Raw genomic sequence first — 17,716 nt, 5'->3', positions numbered from 1 at the left:
CTTTTGAAACGAGAAAACACGTATGAGAGGGGCGGATTGATTTCGCAAAAGCAAATTCAACCAAGCAGCCACTGTGCGAGCATCTCTCCATGGACAGATGCGAGTCACTTTAATACACCGCCCTGCGGTGAAACAAGAAGCTCTCCACCAGCAGCACACCGAGCACCAGCCAGATCAGTCTCTGCGGCCAGGTGCTGAAGGCGCTGGCGGTGATGACGGGCTGTGCAGGCTGGAGGCTGTGTGCGGCGCTGGGGGCAGGCGGGGCGGGCAGGTTCGTCTCGGCGGCGGAGATGAGGGCGCAGGTGCCGCTGCGGTCGGGGGCGGTTTCCCAGCTGCCGATGCGGCTGAGCATGAGCAGGCCGTGGGCGGGATCGTCAGACACATCGGTGAATGTCTCGCCATTCCACGCATGCCATTGCACCAGGCTGTCGGTGTGCAGCAGCTCTCCGGTATGCAGGGTGCGGGTGTCGGTGAGGGCATCGCTGTCTTCAGCACACCAGTAAATGGCATTTCCCAGCAGGAGGGGGAAGGAGGGCAGCAGGGCGAGCTGCTCTGACTGTGCGGGGGAGAAGGCGGTGGCCACGAGGCGCTGGCCATTGTACTCACCGGCGGCCAGCACGGGCTCGGCACCGGCCATCCACAGCGGCTCGATGGAGGCGGGCAGGCTGAGCAGCGTGGTCTGCGTGACGGCAATGCGGCTGCTGCTGGCACGGAAGAGCACGGGGTGGTCTGGCTGCACGCCGCGCACGGCATCGTGCGGCACGCCACGAATGGCACGGGTCTTCAGCGGGCCGGAGCTGCTCTCCGGGGTCAGGGCGATGACGGGCCGGTCGGCGGGCCATTCCTTGGGCAGCCAGTGCTCAAAGATGTACACATCCGGCGTCTCCTTGGACGGCCAGGCGGCGGGTGCGCCTTTCTTCATCTCGATACGGCCGTTTTCGATGAGCGCGGAGAGCGCCAGCTCGGTGAAAGGATCGGGCTTCTCCGCAAAGTAGGCCACCCGCAGCGGCTTCAGCTTGGGCAGTGGTGCGGCGATGCCATCATCCCAGCTGAAGCAGTCTCCGGGTGTCTTGAGGCGAATCTCCAGCAACTGGCCGCGCACGCCCTCCAGCGGCAGGATGAGCGCGCTGCTGTCTCCAGGGGCGAGATCGAGCTCGCGCAGCTGGGCGATGCGGCCCGAGATGCTGACCTCCAGCGTGGCGGTAGTTTTGGCCTTGTTGCTGGCGGCGGCGCTGACCTTCACAAAAGCCTCGTAGCGGTCGCGGGTGAGCGGGCTGTGGCGGATCTGAAAACCGGTGATGCCCACATTGAGCGGCTCGGTGAGCGCGGCGGGGAGCCAGTCGATGGCGGAGGCCTTGGCGCCTTCGGCGGCAGGCGGGGCTGCATCGCTGGCCAGCCAGATGCGGGAGCGGGATTCCAGATCGGCCAGGCGCTGCGCCACAGTCAGCGCGGCCTCGGGTTTGCCTTCCACCGGCAGCGGGGTCAGCTCCTCCAGCAGGCGCAGGCACTCGCGGTGGTTGCGGCTGCGGGAGAGCAGCACGCGGGCGCGTGAATCAAAGGCGATGAGAGATACCACAGTCTGGTCTGGCAGCGAGCGCAGGCGCTCCCGCACACGCAGGCGTGCGGCCTCCAGCCGGGTCTGGCCCTGCACATCTTTTGCGGCCATGGAGGCGGAGCAGTCCACCACCACGACGATGGCGCTGGTGGCGTCTGCGGAAAGATTCCCGCTGGGCCGCGCCAGCGCCAGGATGGCCCCCAGCAGCACCAGCAGCGTGAGGATGAGGGAGAGCCACTTTTTGATGCGCCGCAGCCATGCGGACTCCTGATGCTCCCGCGCGAGCGATTTGAAGAAGAGCAGCGTCGAAACCGGCACCCTGCGCGCCTGCCTCTTGTAAAGCCACAGCGCCAGCGGAATGAGCAGCAGCCAGAGCAGGTGGAGATTGGCGGGTGCTAGGAGGCGCATGGTAGGGGGGGCTGGGATTCGTCCTCGTCCTCCTACTCGAACTCGTCCTCGATCAAGACGCGCCGAATGCAGAACAAGAGATGAATGGCAGGGGATGTGTAACGGCGAAGTTGGTGGGTACTCCATCTCGCGTCATCAAGATTGATGAAAAAATGCGGGCAGTGTCATGGCCGCCGTGAAGGGCGCATGCATGTGGGAAATCTTGAGCAGGCATCCACGCAGAACGCAGAGGAGTTAGGCCGCCCTTTCAGGGCTCGACCTGGAGATCGAGGTGGTTTTGCATCCTACCCAGGGCGTTGCCCTGGGCTTCGCTAGGCCGCGCCCTTGGCGCTCCGGAGGCCGAAGTGTGGACAGGTGCTTTGCGCCTCCCCCGCGCACCTCAGGCCAAGCCCTGACCACTGACCACTGACCACTGACCACTGACCACTGACCACTGACCACTGACCACTGAGGCGGCCACCCCATCCGGCTCGTCACTTCCTCAGCTCATCCAGCGCCTGCTTCAGGTGGCCTTCCATCACATCCTTGCTGACGTAGGCGTCGCCTATCTTGCGGAGGAGGACGAAGCGGATCTTGCCGTTCTCGAATTTCTTGTCGGTGCGGGCGATGCGCATGAGCTCCTCGGTGTCCAGATCATCCGGCAGGCGGGTGGGGAGGTCGCAGAGCTTGAGCAGGGCCACGATGCGTTCGTAGTCGTCGGAGGTGAGGTCGGACACCTGGGCGGAGAGCCAGGCGGCGGCGCGCAGGCCCAGGCTGATGGCCTCTCCGTGCAGCAGCCTGCCGTAGCCTGCAGCGGCCTCGATGGCGTGGCCGAGAGTGTGGCCAAAATTCAGCAGCGCACGCGTGCCGATGGTCTCGTGCTCGTCGGCCTCGACGATGACGGCCTTGATGGCGATGTTCCGCCGGATGAGGCTGACGATGTCTCCCTTGCCGGCGGCGATGTCTTCGATGGCCTTGAACATGGAGGCATCGCGGATGCAGGCGTGCTTGATGATCTCGGCAAAGCCCTCATTCCACTCGCGGGTGGGCAGGGAGTTCAGCGTGTCCAGATCAGCGATGACATGCACGGGCTGGTGAAAGCAGCCGACCATGTTTTTGGCGTCGGGGAGGTTCACACCCGTCTTGCCGCCCACGGAGCTGTCTACCTGGGAGAGCACGGTGGTGGGCACCTGCACATACGGAATGCCGCGCTGGTACACGGAGGCGCAGAAACCGGCCAGATCGCCGATGACGCCGCCACCCAGGGCGACGACGAAGCTCTTGCGGTCCAGCCCGGCGCGCACCATCTCGCCCAGCACGGACTGGCTCCAGGAGAGGGATTTGGAAGACTCGCCTGCAGGCACGGTGATGAGGCAGGGCTTTTTCCCGGCGGCGCGCAGGCTGGCCAGCACCGTCTCGGCATAGAGCGGGCCCACATTGCTGTCTGTCACCACGGCGCATGAGGTGCGGTCGGGCAGCTTTTTGTTCACCTCTTCACCGAGGGTTTTCAGCAGATCACGACCGACCTGGACCAGGTAGCTGCGGGGGCCTAGGTTGACGAAGACGGGGCGGACTGGCTGGACGGGCGGAGGCATGGAAAGAGATCGAGGAGATGGGGGAGCACGCACTGTGCCGTGGGAAGGGAATCGAGGCAAATCGTTTGGAAGCAGCGTTCGCGGCGGAACCAGGTGATCTGGCGCTTGGCGTAGTGGCGGGTGGCCTGCTGGATGGCGGAGATGGTGTCTGGCAGCGTGGTCTGCCCGGCCAGATGGGCGCGCACCTCGCGCACGCCGATGGCCTTTTCTGCCGTGGGGGAGAGCGGTCCCAGCGCGGCCACCTCGGCCACCAGCCCGGCTGCAAACATGTCCAGCGTGCGCTGATTGATGCGGCGGTAGAGCGTCTCGCGGTCCCACTGGAGGATGATGCCATTCACCTCCGGCTCGGCCTGCTCAAAGGAGCGGCGCAGGCCGGACTGCGGGCGGCCGGAGAGCAGGCAGATCTCCAGTGCGCGCTCCACGTAGCGGGGATTGCGCAGATTCACGGTGGTGGCGGCCTCGGGGTCCCGCTGCAGCAGCCACACGATCTTTTCTCCGGGGGAGAGGTGCTGAAACTGGGCGCGAAGCTGCGGAGACGCCGCAGGCAGGGGCGAGAGGCCGTGGGTGAGCGCCTTGATGTACAGCCCAGACCCGCCCACCACGATGGGCACGCGGCCACGCGCGGCGATTTCCTGAATGACAGGGACTGCCAGCGCATGGTAGCGCGCGGCATCGCACGACTCGGAGAGAGGCAGCACGCCGTAGAGATGGTGCGGCACGCTGGCCAGCTCGGCGGCGGAGGGCTTGGCCGTGAGGAGGTCCATCCCGGCGTAGAGCTGGAAGGCATCTGCATTCACGATCTCCCCGCCCACCTGCTGCGCCAGGGCGATGGCAAGCGCCGTCTTTCCCGAGGCCGTGGGCCCGGTGATGAAGAAGGTGCTGTCTGGGAGCATGGCTGTGCCCGGGAGGCCGGGCATCAGAAAGTGTGCTCGATCTTGCGACCGACTTTGGCGATGCCTTCGCCCGTCTTTTCAAAGGCGTGGTCCACGCCACGTCCGGCACGGGTCATGGGGCCGCCGCTGCCACGGCAGGCGGTGATGGAGAAAACGACGACAGCGAGGAAGGAGGCGAAGATTTTCATACAGGGGGCAGAGTAGTGCAGGCGGTGGAAAGAGACAGTGAAAAAGTGAAAAGCGCTCACTCAAAAAACGAAAAGAATCCTGCGATGGAATGGCAAGGCCGCACGTAGGCGCGGCGCTGAGGTCGAGACTGCGCATGCGAAGCCGGGGCCGTTTGCCCGCATTCAGGCGTGGAAACTGTGGCAACTTTTTGAGAGGCAAAAGTTGCCGTCGTCCATGCTTTCAGGGCTCCAAAAGTCTTCCACAGGGTGCGCGCTGCTGCCACGCCATGCCTTTGGGGGCTGGCTCGTGCACAGTCTCAAGCCAGCGTGAAAGAGAAAGTTGCCGAGTTGCCGCACCTATACACGGCAACTTGGCAACTTTTCGGGGGCCTAGGGGGCGGGCAGCGATGGGGCATGCCCTGCGAGTGCGCTATGCGTTTTGGAGTGCGGTCGCGGAGCGAGGAACGAGCGCAGCTACCGCTTTCGCAGGCCGGATGATTTGGCGAGGGGCTCAAGGCAAACGAACACCCCACCACTCACGGCGCACGCCAGCCATGGGAACCTACGCCTGCCACGAGACGCTCGAAAGCGGTGCCGCCGATGCAGGCCTGCGCCGCGCATCTCTGCACCGCATTCCAGGATGCTGGCGCGTGGTGGGCGTACCTGATTTTGTCTGAAGGCCTTGGTGAGTCCGTTCTTGCTGGGCCACTGCAAGTTGCCACCGAGGAGTGCTCATTCTGTGCTACCGCTGAGTTTTTTGATCTCAGCGAAGGCATGTGCCAAGGCTTTGTTGGCCAGAGTTTCAGCCTCGTCTGGGAGGACGGGCTTGTTGTAACGCCTTCGGATTAAGTCCTGTCCTGCAAGATTAAGTGCGTATTGGCTATCATCGAAGGTCATAGTTGCAGTAACTGAGACGTTGAACGGCTGGGGAGCTTTAGTTAAATAACGCAGGAAAACATGCTGCATGCTGAATGAAGATACATGTTCAGTTGCTTGAATCATGAGTTCCAAGGCCTTCACTGGATTGCCTTGAGCGGCAGGCAAATGAGGTTGAATCGTCACACGATGATCTCTGAAAAGAGGGACTAATTTACTGAGCTTCGTCTCCACCCTTTCAACAAACTCACGAAGTCCCAAATCAAAAAGCTGGCGCAAAACCTCCTGGGACCGAAACACAACCTTGTCCTTACTTTCCTGCTGATTCCGCACAAAGATCGCCACTTCCTTTTCCAGATCGCTTGGCTCTTCGATGCTCTCTCCCTTGGCGGCTTTGATGCCGATCTGCATGGACCACTCCAGGCGGCGCTGGAGGTAGGTCATGAGGGCGGAGAGTTCGCCGGCATCGGCCAGGCGAAGTGCGGTAAGGTAGTCTTCTTTCTCCTCGGTGTGGACGATGAGGGGCAGCCAGCCGCCGCGCATGAGCACGTAGTTCACCAGCAGGCGGGCCACACGGCCGTTTCCATCCTCAAAGGGATGAATGATGATAAAGTCGTGATGCAGCTTGGCGATGCATGCTGCGACGGGCAGGGTGGGGGATGTCAGCTCCGCTCGCAGCCATGCCACGAGATCGCTCATGCGTGCAGGTGTTTCCTCCACGCTGGCAAAGCTCAGGATCTCCCCTGTGGCCTGGAGCACGCTGTTGGGGGTGGTCTTGTACTCGCCGGGGATGATCTCCTTGCGAGTGGTCTGGCCGTTTGCGGTTGTTGCTTGTTTCCAGAAGGGCTCCTTGAGGATGATGCGGTTCAGGTCACGGATGTCGCCTTCGGAGATGAGGCGGTCTTTGTCGGCGGCGAGGGTGCGCACGTGCTCGATGCCCACATCGTGGGCTTTCATCTCCAGATACTCGCGATGGCTGTGGTTGCCGTGGGTGCGGTCATGCAGCAGGAGCAGCTCTGTTTCACCGTAGGTCAGCGTATTGCCCTCGATGTGGTTGGAGTGGTAGTTCCACTCCAGGCGCAGCTTTTTCCACAGGCGTGCCTCGTTTTCCGCCGTCAGTGGCTGGAGGGCCCGCCAATCATCCCGCAGGGCTTCGAGGGTCTGGATCTCTGTTTGCATGGGGCAAGGGAAGCCGGAGATGGAAACAGACGCTACTGGAAAAGTAGAAAAAAGGAGGACTTCTACGGGGCTTTAAGAGGGGGCATCGACCGCAAAACCACGGCAACTTTCAGGGGTGCGAAAGTTGCCGTGCATCGGCTTTTCAGAGTGCAATGAGATGTCTCTATTTACCATGAGATACCACGCCATGCTATCCTGTGCTTGTCGATTTGAGGGGGCTGGGAGAAAGTTGCCAAGTTGCCGTGCATAGGTGCGGCAACTCGGCAACTTTGCGTCCGGGCGGGCAGGGAAGGGCGGCTCACGGCGGCAGCACAAAGGTGCCTTCGCAGGCATCGGCGATCTGGTGCAGGAGGGAGAGCTCGCCGGGGGTGGGGCCGGGCTCTTCGCCGATGCTGATGGTGTGGATGCGGACCTTGAACTGGGTGTGGATGCGGCGGGCCAGATCCAGCACCTGGGCGGGGGTGCCGTCGCTGGGCTGGCCGTCGCTGAGAAAGTAGATGGCGTCGATGCCGCCCTCCGGCAGCATGCGGGTCAGGGCGTGGTTCAGCGCCTCGCACATGGGGGTGCCGCCACGGGCCTGCAGGCCTTCCACAAACTGCACGGCCTGTTTGTGGTTTTTGTCATCGTTCACCGAGATGCCGCGCCCGGGAAAGCACGAGTCCACATCCTCTCCAAAGCTGAGAATGCCGTAGCGCAGCTTGCTGGACTTGGTCTGCAGCACGGCCAGGAGGTTGCTCATCTGCGCGTGCAGCTTGCCGATGCGATCGTCGGCGTTCATGCTGCCGCTGACATCCAGGATGAAGAGCGCGCCTTTGCCACGCACCTCCAGGCCGTAGAAGGAGGCCATGTTCATGGCGGGGTCGTCATCCAGCGGCTTGAGCAGCTTTTGCAGCTTCAGGTATTCGGCGTATTCGGAGCGCGGCAGCATCTTCCACGGGATGCCGTCCTGGTGCTCCTTGAGCCAGGTGTCCCACTTGGATAGGTCCTGGCCAAAGTCCTGCCCGGTAAGCTGGAAAAGGGAGGCGCGTGCGGAGTCGCCGATGGCATCGTCTCCCAGGCAGGACAGCAGGGCGCGCAGGCCGGCGGTGCTGCGCATGCCGCCCAGGGCCTCGGCGGCACAGGCGCGGATGACGTGGGGATTGGCCGCATCCAGCAGCGCAGCGATGCGGGCCACCACGTTCTCCGGATTGTCCTGGTAGGGTCCCAGTGCCCGCACGGCCAGAGCCACGCGCGTAGGGTCTTTGAGAGCAGAGAGCGGCGGCTTGGCCTGGGTGATCAGGCTCCAGAAATACCCCCGTGCCTCCATCAGGCGGATGCCTGAGAAAAACATCAGCGCGTCGTCTTCGCAGGCGGGGTGCCTGGCCAGCCATTCCGCCAGCACCTGACGGGCCTCGCCAGCAGGCCACTCGGCCACGATTTCGGCCAGGCGCAGCTTCATCCCGTAGCCCACACGGCGGTCATTGATCAGGCTCAGCACGGCCTCAGCGGCCAGTTTGCCACCGGGGAGGTCTTTCAGCGGCTCCAGCGCCTCTTGTTTGCCGCCGCGCACCTCTTTCACCAGCGCCTTGAGCATCACGGTGGCATCCTCCGCCGCAGGAAGGGCGGCGGTGTGCAGCAGAAGCAGAAAGGCCAGGGCAGGGGAGCGCATGGGGAGGCTGTGAATGACGAAGGGTGTTGTCTAAATAATGGATGGTTAAAACACTATAAGCGAGTGGTTTAGATAATTCGCAGGAAGGTTTTGAGCGTTTGGGCATCAGGGTTGCTACGATAGTTGTTCTACCGTTTTCGTCCTTCTGCATCAGCAACCCCTAAAAACGCTGTTTCATGCCCCAAATGTGCTTTGAGGGCGGAGAAGATCGTTGATTTCTTTCCAAAAGAGTGGAAAAGTCTTTGACAGGCGGGCGTGCTGTCCTAACATCGCGCCACTTTTTCGGTCCAAGGCCGGGGTGCATTGTCTCTTGATGCCAGTTGTCAGAGGCTTGTGTGTCCCGGTTTTCTTGTCGAAAGAGGAGGAGGTCCCTTTGGCGGGCCGCCGCCGGTTACGCTGTTATAGCTCAGTGGTAGAGCACGTCCTTGGTAAGGACGAGGTCGAGGGTTCAAGTCCCTCTAACAGCTCCAGTGGCGTCGCCGTGGGGGTCTTTCGATACAAGACAAACGAATCAGTCAAGCGCACCCCCTCAACTAATCCACCCACATGGCTAAAGAAGCATTCCAACGCAACAAGCCGCACGTCAACATCGGCACCATTGGCCACGTTGACCACGGCAAGACCACCCTGACCGCCGCCATCACGACCGTCCTTTCCAAGAAAGGTTTCGCTCAGGCCAAGGCTTACGATCAAATCGACGCAGCTCCTGAAGAAAAAGAGCGCGGTATCACGATCAACACCGCCCACGTGGAATACGAAACCGACAAGCGCCACTACGCGCACGTCGACTGCCCCGGCCATGCTGACTATGTGAAGAACATGATCACCGGTGCTGCCCAGATGGACGGAGCGATCCTCGTGGTCTCCGCCGCTGACGGCCCGATGCCCCAGACCCGTGAGCACATCCTGCTCGCCCGTCAGGTGGGCGTGCCCGCCCTCGTGGTGTTCATGAACAAGGTGGACATGGTGGACGATCCGGAACTCCTCGACCTCGTCGAAATGGAAGTCCGCGACCTCCTTTCCAAGTATGACTTCCCGGGAGACGAAATCCCGATCGTGAAGGGCTCCGCCCTGAAGGCCGCTGAAGGCGACCCGACCCACGAAGCCAACATCCACAAGCTCATGGACGCTGTGGACAGCTACATCCCCCTTCCTGAGCGTCCGATCGACAAGGACTTCCTCATGCCTGTGGAAGACGTGTTCGCCATCGAAGGTCGCGGTACCGTCTGCACCGGCCGTGTCGAGCGTGGCATCATCAAGAAGATGTCCGAAGTCGAAATCGTCGGCATCCGTCCGACCGTCAAGACCACCGTCACGGACATCGAAATGTTCCGCAAGCTGCTCGACGAAGGTCGTGCAGGCGACAACGTGGGCCTTCTGCTTCGCGGCACCAAGAAGAGCGACATCGAGCGCGGCCAGGTCATCGCCAAGCCCGGCTCTGTGACCCCGCACAAGAAGTTCACCGCTGAAGTGTACGTCCTTTCCAAGGACGAAGGCGGCCGCCACACCCCCTTCTTCAACAACTACCGCCCGCAGTTCTACTTCCGCACCACGGACGTGACCGGCAGCGTGAAGCTTCCTGAAGGCGTGGAAATGGTGATGCCTGGTGACAACGTCTCGATCGAAGTCGAGCTGATCACCCCGATCGCCATGGAAAAGACCATCCGCTTCGCCATCCGTGAAGGTGGCAAGACCGTGGGTGCCGGCCGCGTGGCCAACATCCTCGACTAGTCCCCGCGCAGTTCGTTTGTCTCGAATCCCGCCGGGTCTGGCGCACAGGCCCGGCGGTGATTTCGTCTCCTAAAGTGAGATGAGCGAGGCAATGAACTTGCAGACAGCCCAAGTTTTTGTTAAACATTCCGGGAAGCCTTTCTCGCTTACACAGGTCAGTAGCTCAATTGGTAGAGTAGCGGTCTCCAAAACCGTCGGTTGGGGGTTCGAGTCCCTCCTGGCCTGCCAGCGAAAGTCCCGGAAATCTCCGCAGATCAAGAAACGCTTCACATGAGCCGCATCCGCAAATACATCAGCGAAGTCGCCCTGGAACTCAAAAAGGCCACGTGGCCCTGGGACCCCAAGGAAAAGGGCTTTGCCAAATACCGCGAGCTGAATGAATCCACAGTGGTGGTCTTCATCGCGATGATCCTCCTCGGAGGTTTCGTGGCAGCGTTTGACGTCACCTTCAAGTGGGCCTTTGAGGCCGCTCAGAAGATTGGCATGTAATTTCCCCCCTCAACCACCTTTCTCCTCCGAATCTTATGGGAGCCATCCCCGCACCCCGTGATCAGTGGTTTGTCATCCACGTCCGCTCAGGCCTTGAACAAAAGGTCCGCGACAACATGCTCCGCCGCATCGAAAAAGAGGAGATGGGAGACTTTGTTTACCAGGTGCTCGTCCCGATGGAACGTGTGGCCGAGGTGAAGAAGGGCAAGCGCTCTGAGAGCAACCGCAAGTTTTTCCCCGGTTACGTCATCGCCAACTGCCACCTGCTCGACGAGCACAACCGCCTGGTGGACAAGACCTGGTACTTTGTGAAGGACACCGACGGCGTCCTCAACTTTGCCGGTACCAAGGACCACCCCATTCCGATGCGCGCCAAGGAAGTGGAGGCCATGCTGGCCCAGGTGCGTGACAAAGATGACGGCGCCGTGCCCAAGATCTCCTTCAGCCCCGGCGACACCGTGCGTGTGGCGGACGGTCCCTTCGAAAGCCAGAACGGCGTGGTGGAGGAAATCGATCCCGAACGCGGCACGCTGCGCGTCTCCGTCAACATCTTCGGCCGCTCCACTCCGGTCGATCTCGAATACTGGCAGGTCGAGAAGGCGTAAGCCGCGCACCGCCGCACTGAATCTCATCTTAAGCAAGCAAGGAAAACAAACACATGGCCAAGGAAATCATCAAACTCATCAAGCTCCAGATCAAAGCTGGTGCCGCCAACCCCGCACCGCCCATCGGCCCTGCTCTCGGTCAGGCCGGTGTGAACATCATGGCGTTCTGCAAGGAGTTCAACGCCGCGACCGCCAAGGCCGGTGGTGAAGTGCTGCCCACCGTCATCACGGTGTTCAAGGACAAGAGCTTCACCTTTATCACCAAGCAGCCCCCGGCTTCCAACCTTCTCAAGAAGGTGGCCAACATTGCCAGCGGCTCCAAGGAAGCCAACAAGACGAAGGTCGCCAAGATCACCAAGGCCCAGCTCCTCGAAGCCACCAAGATGAAGCTCGCGGACCTGAACACCACCAATCTGGAGCGCGCCTCCCGCATCATGGCAGGCACCGCCCGCCAGATGGGCATCGAAATCATCGACTAATCACCCTAACCCACAGCAGGAGAACGTCACAGTTCGCCACCACTGCACATCCACCATGCAAAAGAGAAGCAAACGCTACAAGAAGGCCGCCGAGATGGTTCCGGCGGGCAAGGTATTCTCGCTCGAAGAAGCGGCCGAACTCCTGCGCAAGCTGCCCGGCACCAAGTTCAACCAGACCGTCACCCTGTCCTTCCGCATGGGTGTGGATCCGAAGAAGAGCGACCAGATGGTGCGTGGCACCTGCCCTCTGCCCCACGGCTCCGGCAAGACCGTGCGTGTGGCCGTCTTCGCCCAGGGCTCCGCTGCTGAGGCAGCCAAAGCCGCCGGCGCTGACATCGTCGGCAACGAAGACCTCATCGCCAAGGTGAAGGATGGATTCCTCGACTTCGACGTCGCCATCGCCACCCCCGCTGCCATGAATGAAGTGCGTAAGCTGGGTAAGCAGCTCGGACCTCGCGGTTTGATGCCCAATCCTCGTACCGGCACCGTCACCGACGACACCGCTGGTGCTGTGAAGGCTGTGAAGGCCGGCCGTGCCGACTTCAAGCTCGACAAGAACGGCAACATCGCCTCCTCCGTCGGCAAGACCTCCTTTGAAGTCAATCAGATCGCTGAAAACGCCACCTCCCTCATCGAAGCCGTGGTTCGCGCCCGTCCAGCTTCCGCTCGTGGCCGCTACGTCGAAACCATCACGCTGGCCGCGACCATGTCGCCCGCGCTCCGCATCGATGTCTCCAAGTACATCAAACTCTAAACCTCGTAGCAGCACAGCAACATGAAAGAACTCAAAACACTGCTCATTGACGACCTGCTGCAACGGGTCAATGCCTCCCCCTTCCTCTTCGTGGTGGATTACACCGGTCTGAAGGTGGACAAGTTTGCCGAACTGCGCAAGCGCCTCAGCGCCGTCGGATCTGAGATCCACGTTTACAAGAACAACCTGGTGAAGAAAGCCGCTGAAAAGGCAGGCTACCCTGGTGGACTTGGTGATCACCTCACGGGCCAGAGCGCCTTCGTGACCGGTGAGAAGGACGTCTTCGGCGCGGCCAAAATCCTCAAGAATTTCCAGGCTGAATTCGAAAAGCCGGTGATGAAAGTCGGCGTGCTCGACGGCAATCTGCTGGACACTGCGGCCATCAAAGTGCTGGCCGATCTGCCTTCCCGCGAAGTGCTGCTCGCCCAGCTCCTCGGTGTGCTCCAGGCTCCTGCTTCCGCCCTCGCCCGCGTCCTCAAGGCCAAGGCCGACAAGGAAGGTGGCGCTCCTGCTGAGGAAGCCGCTCCGGCTGCCGCTGAAGAAGCTGCCCCCGCTGCCTAATACAACCCATTTGATCAGATGGCCCGTTACACGGCCTGAATACCCCAACACCCAATGGTCCCTCTCCGGGGCGAAAGCTTTCGCTCTTAAATCATCCGATGCTTCGGATCGCGGCGATACCGACAAAATACTATGGCTGACCTTAATAAAATCGTTGAAGAACTGAGTGGCTTGACCGTCCTGCAAGTCGCTGAACTCGTGAAATCCCTCGAAGAGAAGTGGGGCGTTAGCGCCGCTGCTCCTGTCGCTGCCGCCGGTGCTGCTGGTGGTGGTGCTGCTCCTGCAGCCGCTGCGGAAGAAAAGACCGAGTTCGACGTCATCCTGGCCGACGCTGGCTCCAACAAGATCGGCGTCATCAAGGAAGTCCGCGGCGTCGTCGCCGGCCTTGGCCTTGCAGAAGCGAAGAAGCTCGTCGAGAGCGCTCCGCAGACCCTCAAGGAAGGCTGCAAGAAGGAAGAAGCCGAAGAGATCAAGAAGAAATTGGAAGCCGCTGGCGCCAAGGTCACGATCAAGTAATCTCTCGTTCCTCATCTGCTCTTTGCCGCGCGGTGTCTGCTCTCCGCAGCGCCGCGCGGTCAGAAGCTTCCTTTGGTCAGTTTCGTTCGTTCCCTCTGTTCGTTTTCGTTACATAGCAATGCCCGCTCCCGCCCGTGTCTCCCTTCCGAACCTCCGCAGCCTCTGGCACGGTTCTGGGACACACCACGAGAAAAGGCATGCGTCCTGTCATTTTCATGGCCTGAATCCCGGCAAAAACCTGGGTTCCGGCTGCTTCGTTTTCGCGACAATCGCTGGTGTTGCCGGGCTGGCTGCCTGACATCACCCCTTTGCCGCTCCGCGGGCCTCACCTCCCGCACACCTTGCCACGCCCACCGCCCCCTAACCGCCTCATCACTGCCTTATGTCCCAGCGCACCAACTTTGGCAAAATCCACGAAGTCGCCGAGCCCCCGAATCTCATCGAGATCCAGCTCCGCTCATACGAGGAGTTTCTCCAGAAAAACATCCTCCCCTCCAAGCGCAAGGACCTCGGCCTGCAGGCGGTTTTCCGTGAAGTCTTCCCGATCACCAGCTATGACGAGAAGATGACGCTCGATTTCGTGATGTACGAGATCGGCGAGCCCAAGCTCTCCTCCCTCGAAGCCATTCACGAGGCTGAAACCTACAGCGCCCCCCTCTACGTCACCTTTGAGCTCAAGGACGAGCAGGGTGCCAAGCAGGAGCGCGTGTACATGGGCGAAATCCCCCTCATGACCGTGCGCGGCACGTTCGTGATCAACGGTGCCGAGCGCGTCGTCGTCTCCCAGCTTCATCGTTCCCCTGGTATCTGCTTTGAAACCTCCCAGCACCTCAATGGCCGCTGGCTGCACGGCTTCCGCATCATCCCTGACCGCGGCACCTGGCTGGAAGTGCAGTTCGACACCAACGACCTGCTCTATGTCTATCTCGACCGCCGCCGTCGTCGTCGCAAATTCCTCGCCACCACGCTTCTGCGCGTCATCGGCTTCCCCGGAGACGAGGACATCCTCAAGCTCTTCTACGACATCCAGGACCTCAAGCTCAAGGACAGCCTCACGGAAGAAGAAATCTCCTCCAAGATCCTCTTCAAGGACATCCTCGACGGCGAGCTCATCGTGGCCCGTGCCTACGAGCCCCTGACCTCCGGCGTCATCCGCCAGCTGATCCAGCTCGGCCACAAGTCCATCAAAGTGGTCACCGCCTCTCCGGACGACCTCCTCATCACCTCCCTGCGCAAGGACACCGCCAAGGACGAAGACGAAGCCCTCAAGGAAATCTACCGCCGTCTTCGTCCGGGAGATCCGCCCACCACTCCGAACGCCCGCGCGCTCGTCAAGCGCCTGTTCTTTGATCCGAAGCGTTACGACCTCACCCGCGTGGGCCGCTACAAGATCAACCAGAAGCTCTCCCTCAAGATCGACACGGAGACCCGCATCCTCACCGCTGACGATGTCATCTCCGCGCTGCGCTACCTCTTCCACCTGCGTGAAGGTCAGGGCATCCTGGACGATATCGACCATCTCGGCAGCCGCCGCGTGCGCGCCGTGGGCGAACTCCTTGCCAACCAGTGCCGCGTGGGCCTGTCCCGCACCGAGCGTCTGGTGAAGGAGCGCATGACCCTGTTCGACGTGAACATGGACACCATGACTCCCGCCAAGCTCGTCAATCCGAAGGCGCTTTCCGCCGTGGTGCGCGACTTCTTCGGCCGCAGCCAGCTTTCCCAGTTCATGGACCAGATCAATCCTCTGGCCGAACTGACCCACAAGCGCCGTCTGTCCGCTCTCGGGCCTGGTGGTCTGAACCGTGACCGCGCCGGCTTCGAAGTGCGTGACGTTCATCCGTCCCACTATGGCCGTATCTGCCCGATTGAGACTCCTGAAGGTCCGAACATCGGTCTGATCAACTCCCTGGGCAGCTATGCCCGCATCAATGAGTTCGGCTTCATCGAGACGCCATACCGTCCGGTGAAGGACAGCGTGGTGGCCGACAAGATCGACTACCTCACCGCCGACCAGGAAGAGAAGCACTACATCGCTCAGTCGAACAATCCGATCGACGAGAAAGGCCGCTTCAAAGGCGCCAAGGTGACCGTCCGTTACCGTGGTGAATTCATCGAAGTGGAGCCCTCCGTGGTCACCCTCATGGACGTGTCTCCGAAGCAGCTGGTCTCCGTGGCCGCCGCTCTGATTCCCTTCCTCGAGCACGATGACGCCAACCGCGCTCTGATGGGCTCCAACATGCAGCGCCAGGGCGTGCCGCTTCTCGAAGCCGACTCCCCGCTCGTGGGCACCGGCATGGAAGGCAAGGCCGCTCGTGACTCCCGCTCTGTGATCGTCGCTGACGCCAACGGCACCGTGGCCGCCGCCACCGCCGACGTCATCGTCGTGACCAAGGACGGCAACCTGCCTGTCAAGGACGAGAAGTTCCTGGAAAACCAGCTCAAGTCTGTGCAGACGGATGAAGAGAAGGGCACCTACGTGTATCCTCTCCGCAAGTTTGGCCGCAGCAATGCCGGCACCTGCATCAACCAGAAGCCTCTGGTGAAGCGTGGTCAGAAGATCAAGAAGGGCGACGTCATCGCCGACGGTCCTTGCACGGATCAGGGAGAGCTCGCCATCGGAAAGAACATGCTCGTGGCCTTCATGCCCTGGAACGGCTACAACTTCGAAGACGCCATCACCATCAGCCGCCGCGTGGTCAAGGAGGACATCTACACCTCCATCCACATCGAGGACTTTGAAGTCATCGCCCGCGACACCAAGCTCGGGCCTGAAGAAATCACACGCGACATCCCGAACGTGGGTGACGAGGCCCTCAAGAACCTCGACGCCCAGGGCGTGGTGCGAATCGGCGCAGAAGTGAAGCCTGGCGACATCCTCGTCGGCAAGATCACTCCGAAGTCCGAGACCGAGCTGGCTCCTGAAGAGCGCCTCCTGCGCGCCATCTTCGGTGAGAAGGCCGCTGACGTGAAGGACACCTCCCTCCGCGTGCCCTCCGGCTGCACCGGCATCATCATGGATGTCCGCATCGCCCAGCGTGGTGCGAACGGCGACTCCGAGAAGGAGAAGCTCTCCCCCGCCGAGTACAAGAAGCAGATCAAGCAGATCGAAGAGGACTACCGCTCCAAGAAGGAAGACCTCACTGAGCAGCTGACCGAGCGCCTGTCCGACATCCTTCTCAATGAGAAGATCCCGCTGGACATCGTGAACGGCCAGACCGGCGAGCCCCTCGTCGGCGCGAACAAGAAGATCACCAAGACGATGCTTCGTCACGTGGCCGAAAGCTACGACACGATCGAAATCGACCCGAGCCCGATCCGCAACAAGATCTTCGACATCATCCAGACCTTCGAACAGAAGTTCTCCGATGCCGACATGGAACGTGAGCGCAACCTCGACAAGATCGAGTCCAGCGAAGACACCGCCGACAGCGGCGTGGTCAAGCAGGTGCGCGTCTTCCTCGCCTCCAAGCGCAAGCTCTCCGTGGGTGACAAGATGGCCGGACGCCACGGCAACAAGGGTATCGTGGCCAACATCGTCCCTGAAGAAGACATGCCGTTCCTCGAAAACGGAACTCCGGTGGACATCGTGCTCAATCCTCTGGGCGTGCCTTCCCGAATGAACGTCGGTCAGGTGCTTGAGACCCACCTTGGCCTCGCCGCCAAGGCCCTGGGCATGAAGATCGCCACCCCGGTCTTCGACGGCATCCCCGAGACGAAGATCATGGAGTACATCAAGGAGGCCAAGAAGGTCCCAGGCTACGAATGGATGGGCCTCAACGGCAAATCCAGGCTGTTTGACGGCCGCACTGGCGATGCCTTCAATCTCGACGTCGTGGTTGGCTACATCTACATGCTGAAGCTGAACCACCTTGTCGCCGACAAGATCCACGCACGTGCCGTCGGACCTTACTCCCTCGTCACGCAGCAGCCTCTGGGTGGTAAAGCCCAGTATGGTGGCCAGCGCTTCGGTGAAATGGAAGTGTGGGCGCTCGAAGCCTACGGTGCTGCTTACACGCTGCAGGAGCTCCTCACCGTCAAGTCTGACGACGTGCAGGGCCGCACACGCATCTATGAGCAGATCGTCAAGGGCGACCACGCCCTGGAAGCCGGCACGCCGGAATCCTTCAACGTGCTCATCAAGGAAATGCAGTCCCTCGGTCTGGACGTGAAGGTGCACAAGCGCTCCAACGCCAATGCCGACGCTGAAGCTCTCGATGGCTTTGTCTCCACGGTGGGTGCCTAACCTGCCTTCCCCTAGAAACCCAGCGCACAATACTGCCA

Annotated in this window: 15 protein-coding genes and 2 tRNA genes; 11 read left to right on the top strand and 6 right to left on the bottom strand. The window is 61.3% G+C overall.

All coding sequences use genetic code 11. The features are described 5' to 3' along the window. Positions 1-109: 109 nt before the first annotated feature. The 4 genes from HNQ65_RS12745 to HNQ65_RS12730 all read right to left on the bottom strand — a co-directional run bounded on the left by HNQ65_RS12745 (position 110) and on the right by HNQ65_RS12730 (position 4,618). Positions 110-1,963: a vWA domain-containing protein gene (locus tag HNQ65_RS12745; RefSeq protein ID WP_184339929.1), complete on the bottom strand. Its 1,854-nt coding sequence runs from the start codon at positions 1,961-1,963 to the stop codon at positions 110-112. A 473-nt stretch (positions 1,964-2,436) separates the two neighbouring features. After that, positions 2,437-3,537 carry a 3-dehydroquinate synthase gene (aroB, locus tag HNQ65_RS12740; protein ID WP_184339928.1) on the bottom strand — a complete coding sequence of 367 codons (1,101 nt, stop codon included), beginning with the start codon at positions 3,535-3,537 and terminating at the stop codon, positions 2,437-2,439. Then, positions 3,492-4,454: a tRNA (adenosine(37)-N6)-dimethylallyltransferase MiaA gene (gene miaA, locus HNQ65_RS12735; protein ID WP_184339927.1), complete on the bottom strand. Its 963-nt coding sequence runs from the start codon at positions 4,452-4,454 to the stop codon at positions 3,492-3,494. The genes aroB and miaA overlap by 46 nt, the downstream gene beginning before the upstream one ends. Further along, entirely contained in the window at positions 4,454-4,618 is a 165-nt protein-coding gene (locus tag HNQ65_RS12730; protein ID WP_184339926.1) for a hypothetical protein, read from the bottom strand. Before HNQ65_RS12730 ends, miaA begins: the two co-directional genes overlap by 1 nt. A 533-nt stretch (positions 4,619-5,151) precedes the next feature. On the opposite strand from HNQ65_RS12730, the gene HNQ65_RS26820 reads away from it, so the two are divergent. Continuing rightward, entirely contained in the window at positions 5,152-5,274 is a 123-nt protein-coding gene (locus HNQ65_RS26820) for a hypothetical protein (protein ID WP_281382091.1), read from the top strand. Positions 5,275-5,329: 55 nt separating this feature from the next. Here HNQ65_RS26820 and HNQ65_RS12725 read toward each other — a convergent pair whose 3' ends face one another. Both HNQ65_RS12725 and HNQ65_RS12720 read right to left on the bottom strand, forming a co-directional pair. Next, positions 5,330-6,652: a Fic family protein gene (locus tag HNQ65_RS12725; RefSeq protein ID WP_184339925.1), complete on the bottom strand. Its 1,323-nt coding sequence runs from the start codon at positions 6,650-6,652 to the stop codon at positions 5,330-5,332. Positions 6,653-6,950: 298 nt separating this feature from the next. Further along, positions 6,951-8,300: a VWA domain-containing protein gene (locus HNQ65_RS12720; RefSeq protein WP_184339924.1), complete on the bottom strand. Its 1,350-nt coding sequence runs from the start codon at positions 8,298-8,300 to the stop codon at positions 6,951-6,953. A gap of 395 nt (positions 8,301-8,695) precedes the next feature. Here HNQ65_RS12720 and HNQ65_RS12715 point away from each other — a divergent pair. From HNQ65_RS12715 to rpoB, 10 genes are all read left to right on the top strand, one after another. After that, positions 8,696-8,770, top strand: a tRNA-Thr gene (locus tag HNQ65_RS12715). A gap of 76 nt (positions 8,771-8,846) precedes the next feature. Then, positions 8,847-10,031: an elongation factor Tu gene (gene tuf, locus HNQ65_RS12710; protein WP_184339923.1), complete on the top strand. Its 1,185-nt coding sequence runs from the start codon at positions 8,847-8,849 to the stop codon at positions 10,029-10,031. A gap of 152 nt (positions 10,032-10,183) precedes the next feature. Further along, a tRNA-Trp gene (locus tag HNQ65_RS12705) sits at positions 10,184-10,259 on the top strand. A gap of 42 nt (positions 10,260-10,301) precedes the next feature. Continuing rightward, on the top strand, positions 10,302-10,520 hold the full coding sequence (locus HNQ65_RS12700) for a preprotein translocase subunit SecE (RefSeq protein WP_184339922.1): 219 nt from the start codon (positions 10,302-10,304) through the stop codon (positions 10,518-10,520). Between the two features lie 35 nt (positions 10,521-10,555). Continuing rightward, positions 10,556-11,125: a transcription termination/antitermination protein NusG gene (nusG, locus tag HNQ65_RS12695; RefSeq protein WP_184339921.1), complete on the top strand. Its 570-nt coding sequence runs from the start codon at positions 10,556-10,558 to the stop codon at positions 11,123-11,125. A 53-nt stretch (positions 11,126-11,178) separates the two neighbouring features. Then, a complete protein-coding gene (rplK, locus tag HNQ65_RS12690) occupies positions 11,179-11,604 on the top strand; it encodes a 50S ribosomal protein L11 (RefSeq protein WP_184339920.1) in 426 nt (141 codons plus the stop codon). Between the two features lie 55 nt (positions 11,605-11,659). After that, entirely contained in the window at positions 11,660-12,358 is a 699-nt protein-coding gene (gene rplA / locus HNQ65_RS12685; RefSeq protein ID WP_184339919.1) for a 50S ribosomal protein L1, read from the top strand. A gap of 21 nt (positions 12,359-12,379) precedes the next feature. Beyond that, entirely contained in the window at positions 12,380-12,919 is a 540-nt protein-coding gene (gene rplJ / locus HNQ65_RS12680; protein ID WP_184339918.1) for a 50S ribosomal protein L10, read from the top strand. A 132-nt stretch (positions 12,920-13,051) separates the two neighbouring features. Further along, complete coding sequence (rplL, locus tag HNQ65_RS12675; protein ID WP_184339917.1) at positions 13,052-13,435, top strand: 50S ribosomal protein L7/L12; 384 nt, start codon at positions 13,052-13,054, stop codon at positions 13,433-13,435. A gap of 382 nt (positions 13,436-13,817) precedes the next feature. Then, positions 13,818-17,678: a DNA-directed RNA polymerase subunit beta gene (gene rpoB, locus HNQ65_RS12670; RefSeq protein WP_184339916.1), complete on the top strand. Its 3,861-nt coding sequence runs from the start codon at positions 13,818-13,820 to the stop codon at positions 17,676-17,678. Positions 17,679-17,716 lie beyond the last annotated feature (38 nt).

The sequence above is a fragment of the Prosthecobacter vanneervenii genome (assembly GCF_014203095.1).
GTDB classification, from domain to species: domain Bacteria; phylum Verrucomicrobiota; class Verrucomicrobiia; order Verrucomicrobiales; family Verrucomicrobiaceae; genus Prosthecobacter; species Prosthecobacter vanneervenii.
This window is presented reverse-complemented; position numbering and strand designations above follow the sequence as displayed.